Raw genomic sequence first — 22,824 nt, forward strand, 5'->3', positions numbered from 1 at the left:
CGAGAGGCAGCCGCGTCCCCCGTGAGCCGAGGAGCAGCCCATGCAGCCCGTCCCACCCGCCTCGCCCGAACCTCCCGTCTCGCCCGCCTCGCCGGCCGAGCCCCGCCACCGTCTCGTCGACTCCCCGGCCGGCCGCACGCACGTCGTCGAACAGGGCACGGGCCCCCTGGTCCTGCTGGTGCACGGCTTCCCCGAGTCCTGGTACTCCTGGCGCCACCAGCTCCCCGCCCTCGCGGCGGCGGGCTACCGCGCGGCGGCGATCGACGTACGCGGCTACGGCCGTTCCTCGAAGCCCGCGCGCGTGGACGCGTACCGGCTGCGGGAACTCGCCGCCGACAACGCGGCGGTGGTCCGCGCTCTCGGCGAGGAGCGCGCGGTCGTCGTCGGTCACGACTGGGGCTCGAACATCGCCGCCGCCTCCGCCCTGCTGCACCCCGAGGTGTTCCGCGCGGTCGGCCTGCTGAGCGTCCCGTACGCGCCGCCGGGCGGCCCGCGCCCCACGTCCGTCTTCGGCGAGATCGGCGGCCCCGACCAGGAGTTCTACGTCTCGTACTTCCAGGAGCCGGGCCGCGCGGAGGCGGAGATCGAGCCGGACGTACGGGGATGGCTCGCCGGTTTCTACGCGGCTCTGTCCGCCGGGACGATGCCCTCGGCGGGCGCGCCCGACCCGCACTTCGTGGCCCGGGGCGGCCGGTTGCGCGACCGGTTCCCCGCGGGCGTGCTGCCCGCGTGGCTGCCGGAGGCCGATCTCGACGTCTACGCGGGCGAGTTCGAGCGTACGGGCCTGACGGGCGCCCTCAATCGCTATCGCTGCGTGGACCTCGACTGGGCGGACCTGGCGCCGCACCAGGGGGCTCCGCTGACGCAGCCGTCGCTGTTCGTCGGCGGTGCGCTGGACGCGTCGACGACGTGGATGGCGGACGCGATCGACGCGTTCCCGACGACCCTCCCGGGCCTGTCGGCGTCCCATCTCCTCCCCGGCTGCGGCCACTGGCTCCAGCAGGAACGCCCCGAGGAGGTCAACGCGCTTCTCACGGACTGGCTGGCGGCGCTGGGGAGTTGAGGGGCGGGCGGGGATCGGCCTCGGTACGCGGGCGGGCCGAGGCCGGGGGCGGGCGCTGTCCTTGTCCGGGGAGCGTGGCGCTGGGAAGATCGCGGATCATGCGACCGGGGGAACTGAGCACGACGGAACGGCAGTTGTGGGACGCCTACGCGCAGGGCCGCGCCCTCGCCCTCCGCCCGGGGCCGCCCGAGCCGCCCGGCACTCCGGAACCGCCCGGCACTCCCGAGCCGCCCGCCGCTCCCCCGCGCCCGACCGTACGCGCCGAGTTCCTCGCGGCGCTGCTGGTGGGCGCCGGCCCGGAACCGGCCCCAGGTGACCGCCCCGCGCTGCGGCTGAGCGGCGCGTACGTCACCGGCACGCTCGACCTGCGGCACGCCGAGGTCCGCGCGCCGGTCGCCCTCGGGGACTGCCGCTTCGCCGAGGCACCGCTCCTTGAGGGCGCCGAGTTCCGCGAACTGGCCCTGCGGGACTGCGAGGCGCCCGGCCTGAGCGCGCCCGCGCTCCGGGTGCAGGGCCGCCTCGTCCTCTCCGCCTGCCGCCTGGCCGGGCCGCTGGTCCTGACCCGGGCCGAGATCCGCGGCGAACTGGACCTGACGCACACGGCGATCACCGCGCAGGACCGGGAGGCATGGTCCGCGGTGGGCCTGGTCACGGGCGGCGACCTGCTCGCCACGCACCTGAGCGTGCGGGGCGCGGCACGGCTGTCGGGGGCGTCGGTGGCGGGCGAGTTCGACCTGGAGGGCGCCCGGCTGAGCAACCCCGGCGGCACCGCCCTCGACGCCTACCACGTCCGGGTCACCGAGGACTTCACGTTCCACCCGGGGTTTCGCGCGGAGGGCCGCATCATCCTCTCGGGCGCGGACGTCGGCGCCGCCGTCGGCTTCTGCGGGGCCCGGCTGCACCACCCCGGCGACGTGGCCCTGGAGGCCGTGGACGTCACCGTCGCCCGCAACGTCGACCTCGGCCTGGGACTCGAAGTGACGGGCGGGGTCAAGCTCGACGGGACCAGTGTCGGCACCCGCCTCAGCTTCCACGACGCCACGATCACCGCTCCCGCCGGCACCGCGCTGTCGCTGCGGCTCGTCCGGGCCCGCGCGACGGACCTGCGCACCCGCCGCCCGATCGACGGCACGGTCGACGCGGAGCAGGCGGCGCTCGGCGTCCTCCACGACACCCCGGAGACCTGGCCCGCCCGGCTCCGGCTGAGCGACACGACGTACGACTCGCTCGCCACGCCCCTGGCCGCGCCCGTCCGCCTCGCCTGGCTGCGCCGCGGCACGGGCGGTTACCTCCCCCAGCCCTACGAGCAACTGGCGTCCGCCTACCGGCGCCTGGGCCACGAGGACGAGGCCCGCACCGTGCTCCTCGCCAAACAGCGCCACCGCCGTGCCACGCTGCCCCGGCACGCGCGCGCGTGGGGGTACGTCCAGGACGCGACCGTCGGCTACGGCTACCGCCCCGCACGCGCCGCCCTGTGGCTCATCGCGCTGCTCGTGGTGGGCGCCGCCTGGTTCACCGCGCACCCGGCGAGCCCGCTCGAACCGGACAAGGCCCCGCCCTTCAGCCCGGCGTTCTACACGCTCGATCTCCTGCTGCCCGTCATCGGCTTCGGCCAGAAGTCGGCGTTCGCCCCGCACGGCGGCGCGGGCCAGTGGCTGGCGTACGCGCTGACGACGGCGGGCTGGATCCTCGCCACGACGGTGACGGCGGGCGTCTCCCGCGCCCTGAGCCGCCAGTGAGCAGCTAAGGACCGACATCCGCGCTCCCATGCCGAGAACGCCGGCTCCTTCTCCTCCTGACGCCGGGGTGCGGGGGCGCGGGGGCGCGGCCCACGCCCCCGCACCCCGTACGGCACCGCCTCACACCGCCCGCGCCTCCTGCCACACGTGCCCCCGCAGCCCCTCCTCCCCCAGCCAGCCGGTGAGGCGGGTGAGGTCGGCGGGCCCGAGGACGGACGGGTCGACCGTGGTGCGCAGTTGGTGGGGGACGCCGGACGCGCGCAGGAGGCGCAGGCTGCGCAGGGCGGGGGCCGCGCTGTTGGCTCGGCCCGTGACGCGGTCGTACGTGTCGGGGTGGGCCTTGATGTCGAAGCCGACCCAGTCCAGCAGCCCTGCGGACAGCAGGTCCGCCAGCCGGCGCGGGTAGGCGCCCCCGGTGTGCAGGCCGACGGCGTGGCCCCGCTCGCGTGCGTCCCGCGCGGCGTCGGCCAGGCGGGGCTGGAGCAGCGGCTCCCCGCCGGAGAACACGATGCCGTCGAGCAGCCCGCGCCGCCGTTCGAGGTGGGCCGTCACGTCCTCCCACGCGATCGGCGCCGGGCCCCGGGGGTCGAGCAGTGCGGGGTTGTGGCAGTAGCCGCAGCGCCAGGGGCACCCCTGGCAGAAGACGGTGGTGACGAGGCGGCCGGGCCAGTCGCACGTGGACAGCCGGGACCAGCCGCCGAGCGCGATCACGCGGGCACCACCGCCGTTCCGGCGCCGTCGGCGCGTTCGGTGACGTACGCGCGTTCCGTGAAGTGCGTGCGTTCGGCGTGTTCCCCCTTCTTGCCGGTGTTGAAGGAGGAGACCGGGCGGTGGTAGCCCATGACGCGGGTCCACACCTCGCACACGCCCCCGCAGGTCGGGCAGGTGGCGTGCTCCCCGGCGAGATAGCCGTGGTCGGGGCAGATGGAGAACGTCGGCGTCACCGTCAGATACGGCAGCGAGAACCGCTCGAGCGACCGGCGGACGAGGGCGCGGCAGGCTTCGGGGGTCGAGATCCGCTCCGCCATGTACAGGTGCAGGACGGTGCCGCCGGTGTACTTCGTCTGGAGCGTGTCCTGCATCTCCAGCGCCTCGAACGGGTCGTCGGTCCAACCCACCGGTAGCTGCGAGGAGTTGGTGTAGTACGGGTGGGCGTCGGTGCCCGCCTGGAGGATGCCGGGGAAGCGCTTGCGGTCTTCTTTGGCGAAGCGGTAGGCGGTCCCCTCGGCGGGGGTCGCCTCCAGGTTGTACAGATGCCCGGTCCGCTCCTGGATCTCGACCATCCGCGCCCGCACGTGGTCCAGCAGCCGCACGGCCAGCGCGTGGCCCTCCGGCGCGGTGATGTCGGCCCGGTCGTACGTGAAGTTACGGATCATCTCATTGATCCCATTGACGCCGACCGTCGAGAAATGATTGCGCAACGTTCCCAAGTACCGCTTGGTGTACGGGAAGAGGCCGCTGTCGATCAGGCCCTGCACGGTGACCCGCTTGACCTCCAGGCTCTCTTCCGCGAGCGCCAGCAGACGGTCGAGCGCGGCGAACAGGCCGGCCTCGTCGCCCGCGTGCAGGTGTCCGAGGCGCGCGCAGTTGAGCGTGACGACGCCGAGGGAGCCGGTCTGCTCGGCGCTGCCGAACAGGCCGTTGCCCCGCTTGAGCAGCTCGGTCAGATCGAGCTGGAGGCGACAGCACATGGAGCGGATCTGGCCGGGTTCGAGTGTGGAGCCGATGAAGTTCTGGAAGTACGGGAGGCCGTACTTGGCGGTCATCGTGAACAGCCGCGTCGCGTTCTCGCTCTCCCAGGGGAAGTCCTCGGTGATGTTGTATGTGGGGATCGGGAAGGTGAAGACGCGGCCGGTGGCGTCACCGCCCGTCATCACCTCGATGTAGGCCCGGTTGATCATGTCCATCTCGGCCTGCAACTCGCCGTAGGTGAAGCTCATCTCCGCGCCGCCGACGACCGGCACCTGCGCGCGCAGGTCCGGCGGGCACGTCCAGTCGAACGTGAGGTTGGTGAACGGGGTCTGGGTACCCCACCGGGACGGGACGTTGAGGTTGTGCACCATCTCCTGCACGCACTGGTACACCTCGTCGTACGTCATGGCGTCCTTGCGCACGAAGGGCGCCATGTAGGTGTCGAACGAGCTGAACGCCTGCGCGCCGGCCCACTCGTTCTGGAGCGTGCCGAGGAAGTTGACGATCTGGCCGACCGCCGAGGAGAAGTGTTTCGGCGGCGCGGAGTCGATCTGCCCGGGGACCCCGCTGAACCCCTCGGTCAGCAGGGTGCGCAGGGACCAGCCGGCGCAGTACCCGGAGAGCATGTCGAGGTCATGGATGTGGAAGTCGCCTTCGCGGTGGGCGCGCCCCACGGCCTCCGGGTACACCTGGTCGAGCCAGTAGTTGGCGACGACCTTGCCGGCCGTGTTGAGGATCAACCCACCGAGCGAATAGCCCTGATTGGCATTGGCGTTGACGCGCCAGTCACTACGGTCCAGATACTCGTTCACGGAATCAACAGCGTTGATCAACGTCACGACGGCCCTCCCACGAGGCGTACGGAGTGAGCCCGGCCCGGACGGAACGGGGGCCGGCGCCGGCAGGTATCGGGCTCGCCCTCCACCTGGGGGCACACCGTTGCGGGGCAGCTCCGGACTCGCACCGGATTCCCTGTTGCCTCGACCTTCCGCGTCTCCCGCGTCCCGGCCGAACCGACGCTCGAACACTACATCTGCCACACTCCCGACACGCCCATGCCACATGTAGTGGTGACACAGGTCCCGACCCGCAGGACTTACGCCCCGCGCCCGTAGTACACGGCCGTGGGGCGGCCCGCCAGGTCGTGCACCTCCACCGGGGTGCCGAAGACTTCCGTCAGGGTCTCCGGGCGCATGATCGACGCGGCGCTCTCCGCGGCGACGATCCGCCCGTCGCGCAGGGCGATGACATGGTCCGAGTAGGCCGCCGCGACATTGATGTCATGGATGATCAGGACCACGGTCTTGCCGAGTTCGTCCGCCGCCTGCCGCAGCCGTTCCATCATGCGGACCGAGTGCTTCATGTCGAGGTTGTTGAGCGGTTCGTCGAGGAGGACGTAGGCCGTGTTCTGGGCCAGGACCATGGCCACGTACGCGCGTTGGCGCTGCCCGCCGGAGAGTTCGTCCAGGTAGCGGCCTTCGAGCGCGGCCAGGTCGAGGAAGTCGAGGGCCGTGTCGACCTGGCGTACGTCCTCCGCGGTGAGCCGGCCGCCGCAGTGCGGGAAGCGGCCGAACGACACCAGTTCGCGCACGGTGACCCGCGCGGTGAAGTGGTTCTCCTGCCGCAGCACCGACAGGAGCCGCGCCACGTCCCGCGTCGGGGCGCGGTGCACGTCGATCCCGTCGACAGTGACGCGCCCGGAGGTGGGCGCGGTGAGGCGGCCCGCGATGGTCAACAGGGTGGACTTCCCCGCACCGTTGGGGCCCACGAGCGAGGTGATCCCGCCCGTGGGGATGCTCCCGGACACGGGTCCGAGGACGACATGGTCGCCGTAAGCCTTGGTGACGTCGGTGAACTCGATCACAGGGTGCCCTTTCGGACCAGATGGACGAGGAAGACCGCACCGCCGGCGAACTCGATGACGACGGTGAGCATTCCTGCGGCGTAGAAGACGTGTTCGAGGACGAACTGGCCGCAGACGAGGACGAGGAAGCCGAGCAGGAACGCCATCGGCAGGGCCGCCGCGTGCCGGTACGTGCCGATGACCTGGTAGGTGAGCATCGCCACCAGGAAGCCGAAGAAGGTCATCGGCCCGACCAGCGCCGTGGAGAACGAGATCAGCGCGGAGACGGCGAGCAGGATCACGGTCAGCTCCCGGCGGTAGCCGATCCCGAGGTTCGTCGCGGCGTCCCGCCCGAGCAGCAGCACGTCGAGCCGGTGCCTGCGCCGCCACACGACGACGCCGACGACCGCGCACACGACGGCGGCCAGCGGCAGATGCGTCGCCTCCACGGCGCTGAGCCGCCCGAAGAGGCGCGCGCTCAGCACGTCGAACTCCGCCGGGGACAGCAGCCGTTGCAGGAACACGGACAGGCTGTTGAAGGCCAGCCCGAGGACCACGCCGACGAGCAGCAGGACGTGCATGTTGCCGCCGGGCCCTTGCAGCAGCCACCGGAAGAGAACGGTGGTGAAGCCCATCATGAGCAGCGTCTGCGTCACGAGTTTCGCGGTGCCGTCGGTCGCCGCGAGCACGCTGCCGCCGAAGACGGCGACCATGGCCGTCTGCATGAGCGTGTAGACGGCGTCGTAGCCCATGACGGAGGGCGTCAGGATGCGGTTGCGGGTCACGGTCTGGAAGGTGACGGTCGCCACCGCCTGCGCGAACGCGGCCACGGCCATCGCGCCGAGCATGGTCAGCCGCCGGTCGAGGGCGAACGCGTAGGAGCCGCGCACGAAGAGGAACAGGAAGCAGAGCGCGGCGACGACGCACAGCACGGCGACGACCGCGATCCGGGCGCCGGGCGCGGCGAGCGGTGCCGTGGCGCGGGCGACGGCCGGGCGCCGCGCGGGCGGGGTGCGCAGGACGTCAGACACGGCTCGCCCCCCGCTGCCGCAGGACCATGGCGATGAAGACGACAGCGCCCACGGCACCCAGGATCACCGTCGCGGGGATCTCCAGCGGGAACACGACGGTCCGTCCGATCAGGTCGCAGGCGGTCATGAGGGCGACGCTGAGGAGCACCACCCACGGCAGGTTCGCGCGTACGTTGTCGCCCCGGGCGAGGGAGACGAGGTTGGGCACGATCAGGCCGAGGAAGGGCAGGAAGCCCACGACCACGGTGGTGACCCCGGTGGCGAGCGCCACGAGGCCGACGCCGAGGTGGAGCACGCGCCGGTAGTGCAGCCCGAGGCCGGTCGCCACCTCCCTGCCGAGCCCGGCGAGGGTGAAGCGGTCGGCCGCGAGGTACAGCACGACCACGATGACGCCGACGATCCACAGCGGCTCGTACGCGCCCTTGGTCGTGGAGCTGAACCCGCCGGAGCGCCAGGTCGCCAGCGTCTGGAGGCGGTCGGTGGTGGACGCGACGCACAAGGTCACCGCGCCGACCACGGCACCGAGCATGATGCCGACGACGGGGACGACGACCGCCGATCGCAGGGCCAGCCGGTCGAGGACCGCCAGGAAGACCAGCGCGCCCACGAAGGCGAAGACGCCGGCCAGGGTCATGCGGACCAGCAGGCTCGCCCCCGGCGCGACGAGCGTCAGGAGCAGCACGCCGAGGGCGGCCCACTCGCTGGTGCCGGTGGTCGTCGGCTCGACGAACCGGTTCTGCACCAGCATCTGCATGATCACCCCGGAGGTGGCCATGGCCGCCCCGGCGAGGACGAGCGCGAGCGTGCGCGGCACCCGCGAGATGAAGAACATGTCGCGGGCGTCCGCGTCGGTGAACAGGGCCCGGGGGCTGATGTCGTAGCCGCCCACGAACAGCGAGAGGACGAGGAGCGCGAGCACGCCCGCGACGGCCAGCGGCAAGGAGAGTCGGCGCATGGCGCGAGCGGTCAGCGGGCCGCGTCGAACGCGTCGGCGACCTGCGTGAACGCGCGCGTGTACGCCTGGATGCCCTCGGTCAGATAGAAGTCGGGCTCCAGATGGATGATCTGGTCCTTCTTCTTGAAGGTGGTCTTCGCCCACGCCTTCTGCCCGGCCACGAGCTTGGCGGCCGGCGGCGCGGACTCCCCGTCCTCGACGACGGCGGCGTCGCGGTCGAGGAGGATCATCCAGTGCGGGTCGAGCTTGGCGACGGTCTCCGGCGCGAGGCCGGAGTCGTTGTGCACGGAGGTGCTGTCCTGGCCGTCCGCGCTCAGGACGTTGCGCAGGTCGAGCGGTGCGGCGAGGCGGCCGATGCGGCTCGCGCCGTTGTCGATCTTCCCGGCGCTCGCCACGCCCAGGAAGACCTTCTCGCCGTGGGTGGCGTCCGCCGCCCGCTTCTTCGCCGCGTCGAGCTTGCCGGTCAGCGCGCGGGCCGCGTCCTCCTTGCCGAAGACCTTCCCGAGCGTACGCGTCTGGGTCTTGAGGGCGTCGACGTAGCCGCCCTTCGCTTTGTCGGAGGGGGCGATGTCGAGGGTGGGCGCGATCTTGGAGAGCTTGTCGTGGTAGCTCTCGAAGCGGTAGCCGCCGATGATGAGGTCGGGCTCGGCCGCGTTCAGCTCCTCCAGCTTGGGTTCGCGGTGCCCACCGACGTCGGCGATGCCGTCGTCCGAGCGCCAGTCCTCGTAACCCTTCTTGGGCAGCAGTTGCTTGGGGACGGCCACCGGCTTGATGCCGAACTCCTTCAGCGTGGCGAACGACGTGTTGTCGAGGGCGGCGACGCGCGCGGGCGCCACCGGTATCTTCACGTCGCCCTTGTTGGAGGGGACGGTCGTCGTCGCCCCGCTCGCGCGGTCGGCGCCGGAGCCCGCGGAGCAGCCGACGAGGACGAGGCCGGCGGCGAGGGCGGTGGCGGCGCCCGCGACAGGGCGTAGGAAGGTCGCACGCATGACGGAAGTACTCCTTGACGGATCGAAGGACTCCCCCCGGAGAATTTAGGCAAGCCTAACCTACAATTTCGGGTGATCGGCGACTTGTCCCTCTTCGGCCGTTCCGTCCGCGCGCGGGATCGTGAAGCGGAACAGGGCGCCCTGCCCCGGCGCGTGTTCCGCCGTCAGGTCCGCGTCGTGCGCCAGCGCGATCTGCCGGGCCAGCGCGAGCCCGAGCCCGGAGCCGGGCAGCGAACGGGCGGCGCTCGCCCGGTAGAAGCGGTCGAAGACGTACGGCAGGTCTTCCTCGCGGATGCCGGGCCCGTGGTCGCGGACGGTCACGTCGAGCCGTCCGTCCCGCGCGGTGAGCGCCGTCTCGACGGGCCGCCCGTCGCCGGGGCTGAACTTGGCGGCGTTGTCCAGGAGGCTCGACAGCAGCCGGGCGAGGCGGGCCGGGACCCCGCGGACCACGGCGGTACGGGCGTCGGGGTCGACGGCGAGGGTGAAGGGCACGGCCGGCCAGTGGTCCCGGGCGGCGTCCACGCAGCGCCCGAGGAGGCCCGCGAGCCTGATCTCCTCGACGAGCAGGTCGGGTTCCTCGTCACGGGCGAGTTCGATGAGGTCGTTGACGAGCAGGGTGACCTCGCGCAGTTGCCGGGTCAGGGCGCCGGCCGCGCGCTCCTGCTGAGCCTCCGTCAGTCGGGAGCCGCGCATGAGCAGTTCGGCGTTGGTGCGCAGCGCGGTCAGCGGGGTGCGCAGTTCGTGCGAGGCATCGGAGACCAGGCGGCGCTGGGCGGTGACGGACTTCTCCAGTTCGTCGAGCATGGTGTTGAAGGTGGTCGCCAGCCGGGTGATCTCGTCGTGCGGTCCGGGCCGCTCGGGCGGCAGTTCGATCCGGTGCCGGGCGTCACGGGTCGCGGCGATCCGTTCCGCTGTCGCGGTGAGCCGGGCGACCGGCGCGAGCCCGGTGCGCGACACCCAGGAGCCGAGGAGCCCGGCCAGCGCCACCCCGACCGCCCCCATGACGCTCAGCGCCGTCGCCGCCTGCCGCACCCCTCGGTCCACGGTGTCGGCGCGCACGGCGACCTGGAGGGCGCGGCCCTCCCCCAGCGGCGTGGTGAGCATCCGCCCGTGGTGCCCCGCGAGGGTGACCTCGCCGAAGCGGGGGCCGCCGTGGCCCGCGGCGATCTGCCGGGTGGCCCCCGTGACGGGGAGCAGATACGGCTCGGCCGGGTCGTCGGAGGCGTCGGCGGGCACGAGCTGGGCGCAGGCGGGGGCGGCGAGGTAGCGGCACTCGCCCTGGACGACGCCGACCGGTTCGTGCCGGTACTGCTGCGCGGCGAGCCGGGCCGACTGGGTGAGATGCAGGTCGAGCTGGTGCAGCAACTGGTGCCGGACGACCAGGAACGCGGCGCCGCACAGGCCGACCGCGACGACGGCGACGGCGAGGGACGCGGTGAGCGTCAGCCGGGTGCGCAGGGGGCGGCGCAGCGGCCAGCGGGCGTGCCTGCCCCGGGCGTCGGCGGGCCCGTTCGTGCGCGGCTCGCGCCGCGAGCGCGGGGTCATGGCAGGTCCAGGCGGTAGCCGACGCCGTGCACGGTGTGGATGAGGCGGGGTTCGCCGCCCGCTTCCAGCTTGCGGCGGAGGTAACCGACGTACACGGCGAGGGAGTTGGAGGCGGGCCCGAAGTCGCGGCCCCAGACCCGGTCGAGGACGGTCTCGCGGGTGAGCACCTGCCCGGGATGGCGCAGCAGCAGTTCCAGCAAAGCGGTCTCGGTGCGGCTCAGTTCGAACGGGCGGCCCGCGCGGCGTCCCGTGCGGGTCTCCGGGTCGAGTTCGAGGTCCGCGAAGGCCAGGGCGGTGCCGGGCGCGTCCGCCGGGGCGGTGCGCCGCAGCAGGGCCCGCACCCGCGCCACCAGCTCGTCCAGGGCGAACGGCTTGACGAGGTAGTCGTCGGCGCCCGCGTCGAGCCCGTCCACCCGCTCCCTGACCGCGTCGAGCGCCGTGAGGACGAGTACGGGAGTGCGGTCGCCGAGGGCCCGCAGCCTGCGGCACACCGCGAGACCGTCGAGGCCCGGCATCATCACGTCGAGGACGACGACGTCGGGACCCCAGTCGGCGACGGCGGTCAGCGCGGCGAGGCCGTCCGGGACCGCGCGCGTCCGATAGCCCTCGACGGCGAGCCCGTCGCGCACCGCGAGCCGCACCTCCGGCTCGTCGTCCACCACCAGCACCTTCGGCGCACCCTCGCCCAGATCGTCCTTCATGGGGCAAAGCCTGCCAGAGCGGGCTCTCACAAAGTTCTTAGAGCAGGTCAGCAGGGTGCTCGTCATGACCACACAGCACACACCTCCCCCACGCCTGTCGGTGGTGATCGGCGCGGGCGGCACCGGCGGACACATCTATCCGGGCCTCGCCCTCGCGGACGCGCTGCGCCGCGCGGTGCCGGACGCGGACATCGCGTTCATCGGGACCGAACGGGGCCTGGAGACGCGGATCATCCCTGACGCCGGCTACCGCCTGCACACCGTCGACATGATCCCCTTCGACCCCTCGCTCGGCGCCCGGCGCTTCCTGCTGCCCGCCGCGCTGGTCAAGTCGGGCGTCCAGGCCAAGGCCGTGCTGCGCGAGCGGCGGGCGCAGGTCGCGGTCGGGATGGGCGGCTATCCGAGCGCGCCGGTCATCGTCGGGGCGCGGATGGCGGGGCTGCCCAGCGTCATCCACGAGTCGAACGCGGTCCCGGGGCGCGCCAACCGCTTCGCCGCGCTGCTCACCGACCAGATCACGCTGGCCTTCGAGGAGAGCCGCGCCCACCTCGCCGGCAGCCGAGGCGCCGACGTGGTCGGCATGCCCATCGCCGCCGGCCTCGCGGACCTGGACCGCGCCGCGCTGCGCACCCGGGCGCGCCGCTCCCTCGGGCTCCCGGCCACCGGCCGCGTGCTCCTCGTCAACGGCGGCAGTCTCGGCGCGGCCCGCCTGACCGCCGCCGCCACCGAACTCGCGGCGCGCTGGCGGGACCGGACCGACGTCCACCTGTTGATCAAGACGGGCCCCGCCCTGCTCGACCAGACGCGCGACCGCCTCCACGCGACGGGTGCGGCCCATGTGGCGACCGCCGTGCCCTATCTGGACCGCATGGACTTCGCGTACGCGGCCGCCGACCTGGCCGTCTGCCGCGCCGGCTCGGCGACCGTCGCCGAACTCGCCACCACCCGCACCCCGGCCGTGCTGGTCCCGTACCCGTACGCGCCCGGCGACCACCAGACGCACAACGCGCGCGTGCTCACCGACAGCGGCGCGGGCCTGCTGCTGGCCGACGCCGACACGGACGCCGACCGGCTCGCCGCGCTCACCGAGCCGCTGCTCGCCCGGCCCGAGCGGCTGGCCGCCATGTCCGCCGCCGCGCATCCGGGCCACCACGCGCGCGCCGCCGACCTGCTGGCCCAGCACGTCCTGCGCCTCGCCGCCCGCTCCGGCGCCCGCCTCCCTCTGCCCACCCCCGAGAAGGAACCCACCTCATGAACACCGCCGCCACCGCCTCCCCCGCCGCCCCCGCGTTCGACTGGACCGGCCGGACCGTGCTCGTCACCGGCGCCGAGGGCTTCATCGGCTCCACGCTCGTCGACCTGCTCATCGCGCGGGGCGCACGCGTACGGGCCTTCGCCCACTACAAGCCGTACGGCGACAAGGGCAACCTCGCGCCCCACCTCGGCGACCCCGACGGCCCCCTCGAACTGGTCTCCGGCGACGTCCGCGACGCGGGCCGCGTCATGGACGCCGTCGAGGGCTGCGACACCGTCTTCCATCTGGCCGCGCTCATCGGCATCCCCTACAGCTACGAATCGCCGGGCGCCTACGTCCACACCAACGTCGTCGGTACCGAGAACGTGGCCGAGGCGTGCCGCCGCCACCAGGTGCGCCGGCTCGTGCACACCTCCACCAGCGAGGTCTACGGGACCGCGCGCACCGCCCCGATCAGCGAGGACCACCCGCTCCAGCCGCAGTCCCCGTACGCCGCGTCCAAGATCGGCGCGGACATGATGGCGCTCTCGCACTGGCACGCGTTCGAGCTTCCGGTGACGGTCGTGCGCCCCTTCAACACGTACGGCCCCCGGCAGTCGGCGCGCGCCGTCATCCCCACGATCCTGGCCCAACTCCACGCCGGGGCGCGGCAGATCAGGCTCGGCTCGCTGACTCCGACGCGCGACTTCACGTACGTCACCGACACCGCGCACGGCTTCCTCGCCCTGGCGGCCTGCGACCGGGCACTCGGCCACAGCGTCAACCTCGGTACGGGCCAGGAGATCAGCATCGGCGACCTGGCCACCGCCCTGATACGCGCTTCGGGCCGCGAGGCGGAGATCGTCACCGACCCCGACCGGCTGCGCCCGGCGGGCAGCGAGGTCCACCGCCTGCTCTCGGACAACACGCGGGCCCGCGAGTGGTCGGGCTGGACCCCGCGCGTCTCCCTGGAGGAGGGCCTGCGCCGCACGTCCGCGTGGGTCGCGGCCCACCCCCACCTGTTCACCGCGACGCGCTACCAGACCTGACGCTCCCTCAAAAGGCGTTGCGCGTCGGCCGGTGCGGCCCGCGCAGGGGACGTGCGCAGGGCGGGGATCAGTCCCGTTTTAGGACACCGCTCAACCCCGCCGCCACGGCCGTCGTCAGCACCCATCCGGCGCCGGTGATCTGCCGGTCACCGTTCGCCGCACGCCCCCACGCAGGCCGCCCGGCCCGGTCAGCCGCGCCGCCGGAACCACCCGCGCCCCGTCTCCGCCCCGCCGCTCCCGCCCGGCACGAACGGCGCCGCCGGCGCATGGCTCGCCTGCGCGCGGGTCGCCCTCGCGGTCTTCTTCACCGTCCGCGCCTCGGCGTGCCGCCCCACGCTGTCGTAGAGGTCGGCGAGGGTGTCGAGCATCTCCAGCGTCACGGGATCGGCCGGGCCGAGGACGCGGGAGTACGACGCGGCCACCCGTTCGCCCAGGCTCACCGCCTCCTGATCGCGGCCCACCACGCTGTACGAGAGGGCGAGTCCGGCGAGCGTCTCCAGGGTCTCGGGGTCGTCGGGACCGAGGACGCGCGTACGGGCCTCGGCGACCCGCGCCTTCAGGTCGAGCGCCTCCTGCTCGCGGTCGAGGAGGTCGTAGGCGAGGGCGAGGGTGTAGAGGCTCTCCAGCGTGTCGGGGTCGTCGGGCCCCAGCACCCGGGCGCGCGCCTCGGCCACGCGCTCGCCCACCTCGGCCGCTTCCCGCTCCCGGCCCATCTCGCCGTAGGCGGCGGCGAGGATATGGAGCGTGTCGAGGGCGTCAGGGTCGTCGGGGGCCAGGGTGCGGGCGTGCGCCCGCGCCACCCGCTCCCAGAGTGCGACGGCCTCCTGGACGCGGTCCACCGAGCTGTAGGAGACGGCGAGGCTGCGCACGGCTCGCAGGGTGTCGGGGTCGTCCGCGCCCAGGACCCGGGCGCGCGCCTCGGCGACGCGCTCCCTGAGCCGCAGCGCCTCCTGCTCGCGCCCCGACCGGTCGTAGGAGACGGCGAGATCGAAGAGGGTCTCCAGGGTGTCGGGGTGTTCGGGCCCGAGCACCCGGGACCGCGCCTCGGCCACCCGCTCCCGCAGGCTCAGCGCCTGGCCCTCGCGTCCGAGGCAGTCGTAGGTGAGCGCGAGGTCGTGGAGGGTGCGGAGGGTGTCCGGGTCCTCAGGGCCGAGCACCCGGGACCGCGCCTCGGCCGCGCGCTCACCCACGTCCGCCGCTTCCTGGTCCCGCCCCACTTCGCTGTAGACGGAGGCGAGGACGTGCAGCACGTTGAGGGCTTCCGGGTCGTCGGGGGCCAGGGTGCGGGCGTGCGCCCGCGCCACCCGCTCCCACACCTCGACGGCCTCGTGGACGCGGCCCGTCGCGGCGTAGGAGACGGCGACGACGTCGAGCGCCTCCAGGGTGGCGGGGTCGTCGGGTCCCAGCACGCGGGCGCGCGCTTCGGCGACCCGTCGTCCCAGGTCGGCGGCCTCTTCGTCACGGCCGGCGTCGCCGTGGGCGAGGGCGAGTTGGTAGAGGGTTTCGAGGGTGTCCGGGTCCTCGGGTCCGAGCACGCGGGACCGCTCCTCGGCGACCTGGGCGAGCAGGGCGAGGGCTTCGTCCGTACGACCGTCCACGGCGAGGTCCACGGCCTCGTCGTGCCGGAGGGCCAGCGCGTCGGTACGGGGATCGAAGGCCGCCGCCTGGGGGCCGTCGCCGGGGGCCGCGTTGCGGTTGAGGACGAGCCCGAGCTGGTCGGCGTTCTCGGTGCCTCTCTGCTGGGGCAGCGGCAGCCGTTCCGCCGTGAACCGGCTCCACAGGGTGCGGTAGATGTCCTGCATGGTGATCAACGGGCCGGCGTGCGGGGCGCCTTCGCGCAGCAGGGAGAGGAGCCGCCCGGTGAACGCGGTGTGTTCCTCGTCGGCGAGCACCAGCGCGGTGCTGTTGGGCGGCGCCGAGGTCAGGGTGTAGGTGCCCTGGATGTCGAGTTGCCCGAGGACGTCCTGCTGACCGGCGCTCAGGGTGGCGCCGATGGCCCGCCCGCTGAAGCAGCTGTCCAGGATGATCACGCGGTTCTTGGCCCTGCTGCCGAGGAAGGTCCCTCGTACGGTGTCGAACCGCAGCGCGCTGTACTCCACGGCGTCCATGGCGGTCTCGTGGAGGGCGAGGTACAACTCGTGGGAGCGGCCGACCGGGATGCCGTGTCCGACGAAGTAGAACAGCAGCAGGTCCTCGGCCTCGTCCGCCGCCCGGTGCAGGATCTGCCCGACCGACTTGCCGGTCGCCTGGGGCGGGACGGTGACGCAGCACTCCGCGGGGAACGCGCCGAGCGCGGGATCGGTGAGCACGGCGGTCAGGTCCCGCAGATTGGCCGACACCTGGGGCACGTCGGGCAGTTGCGCGTCGTCGTACGAGGCCGAACCGAGCAGGACGACGCGGGAGCGCGCCGGGTCGATACCGCGCCCGGTCACCGGGGCCCTTCCGCCTGCCCCAGCGCGATCCGCAGGAGCCGTTCGGCGTCGTCCGCGCACTGCGCGTCCACCTCGACCTCCTGACCCTGCGGCCCCTTCATCTTGATACGGACCGAACGGCGCCTGGGCTGCGACAGATACGCGCTCAAGGACGTGGCCAGCGCGCTGGCGACGCCGCCACCGCCCAGCGCGGCGATCAGGACCTCGGACAGCCCGCCGAGTTCACCCTCGGACGGGACCGCCGGCGCCGGCTTGACCCGCCCCCGCAGCCCCGGTTCCTGGCTCAGCCAGTCCTCCAGGTCCTCCAACTCCTCGACAACCTCGCCCCCCTCGACCCACAGATACAGCTCCACGCCCGCCCTCTCCTCCCCCAGCCCGCAGCCCGCAGCCCCGGCACGAAGCCCGCCTGCGGATCTCCCCCTGGATTGATCCAACTGGCTGGCAGCATAGACGGATTGAGGCACGCCAGGGCGGTCGGCAAGGCGGCGCGGGCCGGATCGCGAGACGACAGCCACCGGGCCCCCGCCGCAGGCGAGGTTCGACTTGGTCGCCAGCTCAGTCAACCGCGTCCAGGAGCTGCTCAATCGCTTGGATGACGTGCTTCACGGTCTCCGGGTCGGCCGCAAGTGCTGGCAGAGAGACAGTTGGCCAGCCGTTGAAGCCCGATTCCCGCTGCACGGCCAGCTTCTGCCCCAACCCGCCCAAGGCTGGCAGCGCATCAGCGAATCCGGCCGCGGCTTCATGCCCGAGCCGCCGTGTGATGGAGCTGAAGTTGAAGGCGAGTTCCCCGGCAGCGTCTCCGTCGTACAGCGACAAGGTCCCGACCGACACCCATTGACCTGCGGCCCGGTAGTGCAGATTCATGCTCGGATACCTGGCGGTGCCCCCTACGAGCCGCCCCCGCTCCTGCGCATGGTCCAACAAGGCTTTGGCGACACGACGCACCTCAGGGGTACAGCGCCTGTCGAGAGCGGTTTCCAGTTCCTCACGCGTGCGGGGTGCACCGCGTTGCTGGCCCAAGGAGGTTTTCGCGGCCGTGGCGACTTCGCCGTAGACGCGGGGCACCAGGACCCTCTGCTCGCCCGCGCCGCGGTACTGGGTCAGCTCCACCGCGTACACGTCCGTGTGCCGCATCTGACGGTTGAGGAACTCCGCGACAGCGCGTAGCTCCTGCGGGATCCTGTCGGCGACGAACAGCAGACGCATCTGGCCGGCAGCCAGTCGCTCCTCCACAAGCGCCCAGAAGTCGTCCGGCGAGCGTTCACCCAGCAGTTCCCCGTACGCCCCGGTCAGATCGCGGCCGTCAGCCTTGCACGTCTCTTCGAAAGAGTGGCGCAGCAGGGCCGCCGGCCAGTAGCGGGCTCCGTTGGCAGCGTAGTCGAGCATCTGCCCCACCACCTCGCGGCGGATCCGGGTGTCGGTGGCGCGCTTGACCTCCACCAGCGTCGGTACCCCTTCGGCATCGACGAACAGATGGTCCAGCCAGTACGCGGAGCCGCTGTCCGCGCTCGTGGCCACTCCCATCTCTCGTGCCACCAGCACAAGACGCAACGGACGTCCGTCCGACAACGTGCCGAAGTCCAGCACGCGAGGATGTCGCGCCAGCAACTCCTGGAACTCTTCTTCTGTCTCGAACCCGCAGACTTCCAGCGCGTGCAGCCCTTGCCCCAGCAAGAACACCGGCTGATCCGTCACGCCCTGCCCCTCTCAGTGAGCTGTGGCCTCGGCACGTAACCACATGCACTCTGATTCATACCGGGAGTCACTGACACATCGACAACACCGGAGCTGACGAGCCGTCGGCAAGCCAAGAGAGAGACTGACGGTCCACCAGCTCGTGCGTCCAACGTGCATTACGTGCGCCAGTTACGCGTCAACCCATCGCGCGTGACGCACGTCATACACAGCCGGCGAACTGACAGGTCAGCGACCCTTCTCGACTGGCTCCAGAATCGCCACGCACTCCACATGATGCGTCATCGGAAACAGATCGAACGCCCGCAGCGTCCGCACCCGGTACCCGCCCTCCCGGAAGTACCCGAGATCCCGCGCCAGCGCGGCCGGGTCGCAGGCGACGTAGGCGATGCGGCGGGCGCCGAGCGTGCTGAGGTGGGCGACCGTGGCGCGGCCCGCGCCCGCGCGCGGCGGGTCGAGGACGATGAGGTCGGCCTCGGTGATGCCGGTGCGCGGCAGGACGGACTCGACCTTGCCCTGTTCGATGCGGACGCGGTCGAACCCGGCGAGGTTGTGCCGGGCGTCCTCCACCGCGCGCTTGCCGGACTCGATGCCGAGCACCGCGCCCTTCTCGCCGACGCGGTCCGCGAGCGCCCCTGCGAACAGGCCGACGCCGCAGTACAGGTCGAGGGCGGTGTCGCCCTTGCGCGGGAGCAGGCCCTGCATGACGGCCTTCATCAGCGTGTCGGCGGCCTTGGGGTGCACCTGCCAGAAGCCGCCGCTGCCGACGCGATACGTACGGTCGTCGGCGCGTTCGCGGACGAAGGGGCGGCCGTGGACCCGGTGGACACCGCCGTCCTTCTCGCCGACGCGCATGACGGAGACGGGCTTGTCGAGTTCCACGATGGGCAGCCGCGCGCCCGGCTTCGGCGTGAGGATGACCTGCCGGTCCTGGGAGCCGCTGGCGGCGATGGCCTCGACGGACTCCATGCCGGTCCAGTCGCGCTGCTCGATGCCCAGTTCGCTGACGCCCTCGGCGGCGATCATGCAGTGCTCGACGGGCTCGACCTCGTGCGAACGGTGGCGGCGCAGACCGGCGTGCCCGTCGGGCGTCACCGCGTACTGCACGCGCGTACGCCACTGCGGCACCTCGCCCGCCGGGAGCTTGTCGCCCTCGGCCGGCATGACGGTCCCGTCCCAGCCGGCCTCCTCCGGCGTGAGGCCCGCGAGCCGCTGCAACTGCTCGGCGATGACCTCGCCCTTCAGGCGGCGCTGCGCGCCGGGCTTGGCGTGCTGCCAGTCACAGCCGCCGCAGCGGCCGGGCCCGGCGTACGGGCAGGGCGCCTCGACGCGGTCCTTGGACGCCTCCAGGATCTCCACGGCGTCGGCGCGCAGGAAACGGGCGCCTTCCTCGCCGTCGGTGACCCGGGCGCGGACCCGCTCGCCGGGCAGCGTGTGGCGGACGAAGAGGACCTGGCCCTCCGCCGTACGGGCGATGCAGTGGCCGCCGTGCGCGACGGGCCCGACCTCGACCTCGTACTCCTCCCCCACCAGGGACTTCTTCGGTTCTGCCGGCATGGCGGGGGCTCCGTTACGTCTACGACACGCGGCCACAGAACAGCGGCCGGACAACAGCCGTCCAGTCTACGTGGCTGTCGTCCGGCCGCTCACCACGGCGCCGCTCCTGCTCGCCGCCCGGCGCTTACCGCTCGGCTTCTCGCCGCCCGGTTACTTGCCGTTACTTACCGCTCGGCTCCTTGCCGCTGTGCTCCTTGGGCCGCTTCTCCACGGGCCCGCGGCGCACGGCACCCGGCGCGCTCCACTCCTGGCGCCTGCGGGCCCGCTTCTTGGCGGCCTCGGAGGACTCGAGCTGGTAGGGCACGGAGGTGACCATGATGCCGGGCGTGAACAGCAGACGGCCCTTGAGGCGCAAGGCGCTCTGGTTGTGCAGCAGGTGCTCGTACCAGTGGCCGACGACGTACTCGGGGATGATCACGCTGACCGCGTCGCGCGGGGACTCGCGGCGCAAGCCCTTCACGTACTCGATGATCGGCCGGGTGATCTCCCGGTAGGGCGAGTCAAGAACCTTGAGCGGAACGTCAATGCCTCGACGCTCCCACTCCTGCTTTAACGCCTTCGTCTCGGTCGGATCAACATTGACGGTGAGCGCTTCGAGCGTGTCCGTCCGCATGAGCTTCGCGTACGCCAGTGCGCGCAGCGTCGGACGGTGAATCTTGGAGACGAGGACGATCGAGTGGACGCGCGAGGGCCGGACGCTGTCGTCGGACGGCTGGTCAGGCGCGGCGATCTCCTCGGCGACCCGGTCGTAGTGCTTACGGATCGCGGTCATCGTCGCGTAGAAGATGCACATGCCGAGCAGTGCGACCCAGGCGCCGTGCGTGAACTTCGTGAGGAGCACGACGACCAGGACGAGACCCGTCAAGAATGCACCGAACGTATTGATCGCCCTTGACCGGATCATGTGTCGACGCTTGTTCGGGTCCTTCTCCGCGCGCAGGTGCCGGTTCCAGTGCCGGACCATGCCCGTCTGGCTGAGCGTGAACGACACGAACACACCCACGATGTAGAGCTGGATCAGGCGGGTGGAGTCGGCGCCGTAGATGATGACGAGGAAGGCGGCCGTCCCGGCGAGCAGCACGATGCCGTTGGAGAACGCGAGGCGGTCGCCGCGGGTGTGGAGCTGGCGCGGCAGGTACCGGTCCTGGGCGAGGATCGAGCCGAGCAGCGGGAAGCCGTTGTAGGCCGTATTGGCGGCCAGGAACAGCACGAGCGCGGTGGCCGCGGCGAGGATCACGAACAGGAAGCTGCCCTTGCCGAAGACGGCCTCGGCGACCTGCGAGATCACGGGGTTCTGGACGTAGTCGGAGCCGACCGCGACGCCATTGTGCAGAAGGTCGGCGGCGGGGTTCTCGGCCATGCGGACCTTGGTCACCATGGCGAGGGCGATGATGCCGCAGAACATGGTGACGGCGAGCAGGCCCATCATGGCGAGCGTGGTCGCCGCGTTCTTCGACTTGGGCTTGCGGAAGGCGGGCACGCCGTTGGAGATCGCCTCGACGCCGGTGAGCGCGGCACAGCCGGAGGAGAAGGCACGCAACAGCAGGAAGACGAGCGCGAAGCCGGCGAGCCCCTGGTGCTCGGCCTTGATGTGGAAGTCGGCGGTGGGGGCCCGCATGGAGTCGCCGAGGACGAGCCCGCGGAAGGCACCCCAGGCGATCATGATGAAGACGCCCGCGACGAAGACGTACGTGGGGATGGCGAACAGCTTGCCGGACTCCCGGACACCGCGCAGGTTCATGACGGTGAGCAGGATGATCACGGCCGAGGCGCACAGCACCTTGTGTTCGACCACGAAGGGGACGGCGGAGCCGAGATTCTCGATGCCGGAGGAAATCGACACGGCGACGGTGAGCACGTAGTCGACAAGCAGGGCGCTGGCGACGGTGAGGCCGGCCTTGGGGCCGAGGTTGGTGTTGGCCACCTCGTAGTCGCCGCCGCCGCTCGGGTACGCGTGCACGTTCTGCCGGTACGAGGCGACGACCGTGAACATCAGCACGACGACCGCGAGCGCGATCCAGGGGCTGAAGTGGTACGCCGACACGCCCGCGATGGAGAGGACCAGCAGGACCTCGCCTGGCGCGTAGGCCACGGAGGACAGCGGGTCGGAGGCGAAAACGGGGAGTGCGATGCGCTTCGGCAGGAGCGTTTCTCCGAGCCGGTCACTGCGCAGTGCGCGCCCGATCAAGATCCGTTTGGGCACGTCGGTCAGTTTGGACACGCAGAGGATCGTAAGCGTTCGAACGCGAGAGCGCCCACCCACCACCCCGAATCAGGGCTCAGCCACCCCGAATCAAAGGCTCAACGCACCGCACGGCCCGCTTTCGTCCAGTTCTCATGCAGCTTGTCGAGGTAGCCGCGGGCCTGGTCGCCGGGGGTCGCCCCGCGCGCGAAGGCGAGCATGTTGCCCGCCCCCGTGTTGTACCCGAGGGCGAGGAGCTGGTCGCGCGTGAAGGGGCCGCTCCAGTGTGCGGGCAGCCGGGCGTCGAGGTCGTGCAGGTGCCAGGCGGCGGCCTCCAGGGCGAGGTCGCGGTCGTCGGGCAGCTCCTCCCAGCGCCTGCCGGCGAAGTCGCGGCCCTTCTTGGTCTCGTCGAACGCGGCGCGGTGCATGTTGGCGATGCCGAAGGCGGCGCCCGGCTTGTAGCGCTGCCAGGCCCGCTCAAGCGCGGGGTCGTGCGGCTTGTACGCCTCGTTGTAGAGGATCGCCATGAGCAGGCGGGGGCTGATCCCGGCGCGGCCGGCCCAGGTGCGGACCTGGGCCGCGTAGTGGGCGGGGTCGTAGGAGCCGGACGTGTCACGGCTCTCGGCGCCCGGCGAGGACTCCGCGGGGTCCGCGCCGCCCCCGGAGGACGTGGAAGGGCCCGGGGAGGGCCTCGTGGGGGCGCTGGAGGGGCCCGTGGGGGCGGCTGTGGCGCTCGGGGCGTCCCGTACGCCCGCGTCGCCCTGCACGGGCGTACGGGACGCCCCGCCGCGCGCCACGAGCCCCCACACGACGACGGCCGCGACGGCCAGCGCCCACCACGCCCATCGCTTGCGCCGTCCCGCCATGTCGCCACCTCCCGCGCGCGCCGCGTGCCGCGCCGGTCGTCGCGGGGCGTCTCACAGGGTGCCCAGTGTAGGAATCGGCGGTGGTCCACGGGCTGACGCGAAGGACGAGACGGCGCGCATTGCCGATACGGTGGTCATGAGCGCGAGCCGCAAGCAGCCCGCCCCGTGCCCGAGATCGAGCCGCTTCGGCTGGACCGAGCCGCGAGAGAGAGACATGAGCAGGACGTTTACGCAGGTCAGTTGGCCTATGA

18 protein-coding genes and 1 riboswitch are annotated in these 22,824 nt (G+C 72.2%); of the genes, 4 read left to right on the top strand and 14 right to left on the bottom strand.

Going from position 1 to position 22,824, the window contains the following annotated elements; translation table 11 throughout:
* Window positions 1-40: 40 nt before the first annotated feature.
* Together ACZ7LY_RS01575 and ACZ7LY_RS01580 are read left to right on the top strand one after the other, a co-directional pair.
* On the top strand, window positions 41-1,063 hold the full coding sequence (locus ACZ7LY_RS01575; protein WP_471622442.1) for an alpha/beta fold hydrolase: 1,023 nt from the start codon (window positions 41-43) through the stop codon (window positions 1,061-1,063).
* Between the two features lie 98 nt (window positions 1,064-1,161).
* Window positions 1,162-2,802 (top strand): oxidoreductase, encoded by a 1,641-nt coding sequence (locus ACZ7LY_RS01580; protein ID WP_471622631.1) that lies wholly within the window; start codon window positions 1,162-1,164, stop codon window positions 2,800-2,802.
* A 120-nt stretch (window positions 2,803-2,922) separates the two neighbouring features.
* On the opposite strand, the gene ACZ7LY_RS01585 is transcribed toward ACZ7LY_RS01580, so the two are convergent.
* From ACZ7LY_RS01585 to ACZ7LY_RS01620, 8 genes are all read right to left on the bottom strand, one after another.
* Complete coding sequence (locus ACZ7LY_RS01585) at window positions 2,923-3,513, bottom strand: anaerobic ribonucleoside-triphosphate reductase activating protein (RefSeq protein WP_471622443.1); 591 nt, start codon at window positions 3,511-3,513, stop codon at window positions 2,923-2,925.
* The gene (locus ACZ7LY_RS01590; protein ID WP_471622444.1) at window positions 3,510-5,333 is read right to left on the bottom strand and encodes a ribonucleoside triphosphate reductase; all 1,824 of its coding nucleotides are present in this window, start codon (window positions 5,331-5,333) and stop codon (window positions 3,510-3,512) included. The genes ACZ7LY_RS01585 and ACZ7LY_RS01590 overlap by 4 nt, the downstream gene beginning before the upstream one ends.
* Before the next feature lie 44 nt (window positions 5,334-5,377).
* Window positions 5,378-5,527: riboswitch (cobalamin riboswitch) on the bottom strand.
* Window positions 5,528-5,590: 63 nt separating this feature from the next.
* Window positions 5,591-6,358: an iron ABC transporter ATP-binding protein gene (locus tag ACZ7LY_RS01595; RefSeq protein WP_471622445.1), complete on the bottom strand. Its 768-nt coding sequence runs from the start codon at window positions 6,356-6,358 to the stop codon at window positions 5,591-5,593.
* Entirely contained in the window at window positions 6,355-7,368 is a 1,014-nt protein-coding gene (locus ACZ7LY_RS01600; RefSeq protein WP_471622446.1) for an iron chelate uptake ABC transporter family permease subunit, read from the bottom strand. The genes ACZ7LY_RS01595 and ACZ7LY_RS01600 overlap by 4 nt, the downstream gene beginning before the upstream one ends.
* Window positions 7,361-8,323, bottom strand: coding sequence for an ABC transporter permease (locus ACZ7LY_RS01605; RefSeq protein ID WP_471622447.1), 963 nt, complete (start codon window positions 8,321-8,323; stop codon window positions 7,361-7,363). Before ACZ7LY_RS01605 ends, ACZ7LY_RS01600 begins: the two co-directional genes overlap by 8 nt.
* 11 nt (window positions 8,324-8,334) lie before the next feature.
* On the bottom strand, window positions 8,335-9,312 hold the full coding sequence (locus tag ACZ7LY_RS01610; RefSeq protein WP_471622448.1) for an ABC transporter substrate-binding protein: 978 nt from the start codon (window positions 9,310-9,312) through the stop codon (window positions 8,335-8,337).
* A 60-nt stretch (window positions 9,313-9,372) separates the two neighbouring features.
* Window positions 9,373-10,857, bottom strand: a complete 1,485-nt coding sequence (locus ACZ7LY_RS01615) for a sensor histidine kinase (RefSeq protein ID WP_471622449.1) — start codon at window positions 10,855-10,857, stop codon at window positions 9,373-9,375.
* The gene (locus ACZ7LY_RS01620) at window positions 10,854-11,558 is read right to left on the bottom strand and encodes a response regulator transcription factor (RefSeq protein WP_471622450.1); all 705 of its coding nucleotides are present in this window, start codon (window positions 11,556-11,558) and stop codon (window positions 10,854-10,856) included. Before ACZ7LY_RS01620 ends, ACZ7LY_RS01615 begins: the two co-directional genes overlap by 4 nt.
* Before the next feature lie 64 nt (window positions 11,559-11,622).
* On the opposite strand from ACZ7LY_RS01620, the gene ACZ7LY_RS01625 reads away from it, so the two are divergent.
* Together ACZ7LY_RS01625 and ACZ7LY_RS01630 are read left to right on the top strand one after the other, a co-directional pair.
* The gene (locus ACZ7LY_RS01625; protein WP_471622451.1) at window positions 11,623-12,813 is read left to right on the top strand and encodes a UDP-N-acetylglucosamine--N-acetylmuramyl-(pentapeptide) pyrophosphoryl-undecaprenol N-acetylglucosamine transferase; all 1,191 of its coding nucleotides are present in this window, start codon (window positions 11,623-11,625) and stop codon (window positions 12,811-12,813) included.
* Window positions 12,810-13,841 (top strand): GDP-mannose 4,6-dehydratase, encoded by a 1,032-nt coding sequence (locus ACZ7LY_RS01630; RefSeq protein WP_471622452.1) that lies wholly within the window; start codon window positions 12,810-12,812, stop codon window positions 13,839-13,841. Before ACZ7LY_RS01625 ends, ACZ7LY_RS01630 begins: the two co-directional genes overlap by 4 nt.
* Before the next feature lie 188 nt (window positions 13,842-14,029).
* Here the strand turns inward: ACZ7LY_RS01630 and ACZ7LY_RS01635 are convergent, their stop codons facing one another.
* The 6 genes from ACZ7LY_RS01635 to ACZ7LY_RS01660 form a co-directional block, all read right to left on the bottom strand.
* Window positions 14,030-16,273 carry a caspase, EACC1-associated type gene (locus ACZ7LY_RS01635; RefSeq protein ID WP_471622453.1) on the bottom strand — a complete coding sequence of 748 codons (2,244 nt, stop codon included), beginning with the start codon at window positions 16,271-16,273 and terminating at the stop codon, window positions 14,030-14,032.
* Entirely contained in the window at window positions 16,270-16,626 is a 357-nt protein-coding gene (locus tag ACZ7LY_RS01640; RefSeq protein ID WP_471622454.1) for an effector-associated constant component EACC1, read from the bottom strand. Before ACZ7LY_RS01640 ends, ACZ7LY_RS01635 begins: the two co-directional genes overlap by 4 nt.
* A 202-nt stretch (window positions 16,627-16,828) precedes the next feature.
* Entirely contained in the window at window positions 16,829-17,968 is a 1,140-nt protein-coding gene (locus tag ACZ7LY_RS01645) for a hypothetical protein (RefSeq protein ID WP_471622455.1), read from the bottom strand.
* A 228-nt stretch (window positions 17,969-18,196) separates the two neighbouring features.
* Window positions 18,197-19,525 (bottom strand): class I SAM-dependent RNA methyltransferase, encoded by a 1,329-nt coding sequence (locus ACZ7LY_RS01650; RefSeq protein ID WP_471622456.1) that lies wholly within the window; start codon window positions 19,523-19,525, stop codon window positions 18,197-18,199.
* Between the two features lie 160 nt (window positions 19,526-19,685).
* Window positions 19,686-21,746, bottom strand: coding sequence for an APC family permease (locus ACZ7LY_RS01655; protein WP_471622457.1), 2,061 nt, complete (start codon window positions 21,744-21,746; stop codon window positions 19,686-19,688).
* A gap of 80 nt (window positions 21,747-21,826) precedes the next feature.
* Window positions 21,827-22,573 (bottom strand): lytic transglycosylase domain-containing protein, encoded by a 747-nt coding sequence (locus ACZ7LY_RS01660; protein WP_471622458.1) that lies wholly within the window; start codon window positions 22,571-22,573, stop codon window positions 21,827-21,829.
* Window positions 22,574-22,824: the final 251 nt, after the last annotated feature.

The organism is Streptomyces sp. NPDC107550 (assembly GCF_055639095.1).

Bases quoted from the DNA above. Each gene is read 5' to 3' on its own strand.
- ACZ7LY_RS01580 (WP_471622631.1), top strand. From the start codon at position 1,162: ATGCGACCGGGGGAACTGAGCACGACGGAACGGCAGTTGTGGGACGCC.
- ACZ7LY_RS01630 (WP_471622452.1), top strand. From the start codon at position 12,810: ATGAACACCGCCGCCACCGCCTCCCCCGCCGCCCCCGCGTTCGACTGG.
- ACZ7LY_RS01620 (WP_471622450.1), bottom strand. From the start codon at position 11,558: ATGAAGGACGATCTGGGCGAGGGTGCGCCGAAGGTGCTGGTGGTGGAC.
- ACZ7LY_RS01605 (WP_471622447.1), bottom strand. From the start codon at position 8,323: ATGCGCCGACTCTCCTTGCCGCTGGCCGTCGCGGGCGTGCTCGCGCTC.
- ACZ7LY_RS01625 (WP_471622451.1), top strand. From the start codon at position 11,623: ATGACCACACAGCACACACCTCCCCCACGCCTGTCGGTGGTGATCGGC.
- ACZ7LY_RS01575 (WP_471622442.1), top strand. From the start codon at position 41: ATGCAGCCCGTCCCACCCGCCTCGCCCGAACCTCCCGTCTCGCCCGCC.
- ACZ7LY_RS01650 (WP_471622456.1), bottom strand. From the start codon at position 19,525: ATGCCGGCAGAACCGAAGAAGTCCCTGGTGGGGGAGGAGTACGAGGTC.
- ACZ7LY_RS01660 (WP_471622458.1), bottom strand. From the start codon at position 22,573: ATGGCGGGACGGCGCAAGCGATGGGCGTGGTGGGCGCTGGCCGTCGCG.
- ACZ7LY_RS01610 (WP_471622448.1), bottom strand. From the start codon at position 9,312: ATGCGTGCGACCTTCCTACGCCCTGTCGCGGGCGCCGCCACCGCCCTC.
- ACZ7LY_RS01615 (WP_471622449.1), bottom strand. From the start codon at position 10,857: ATGACCCCGCGCTCGCGGCGCGAGCCGCGCACGAACGGGCCCGCCGAC.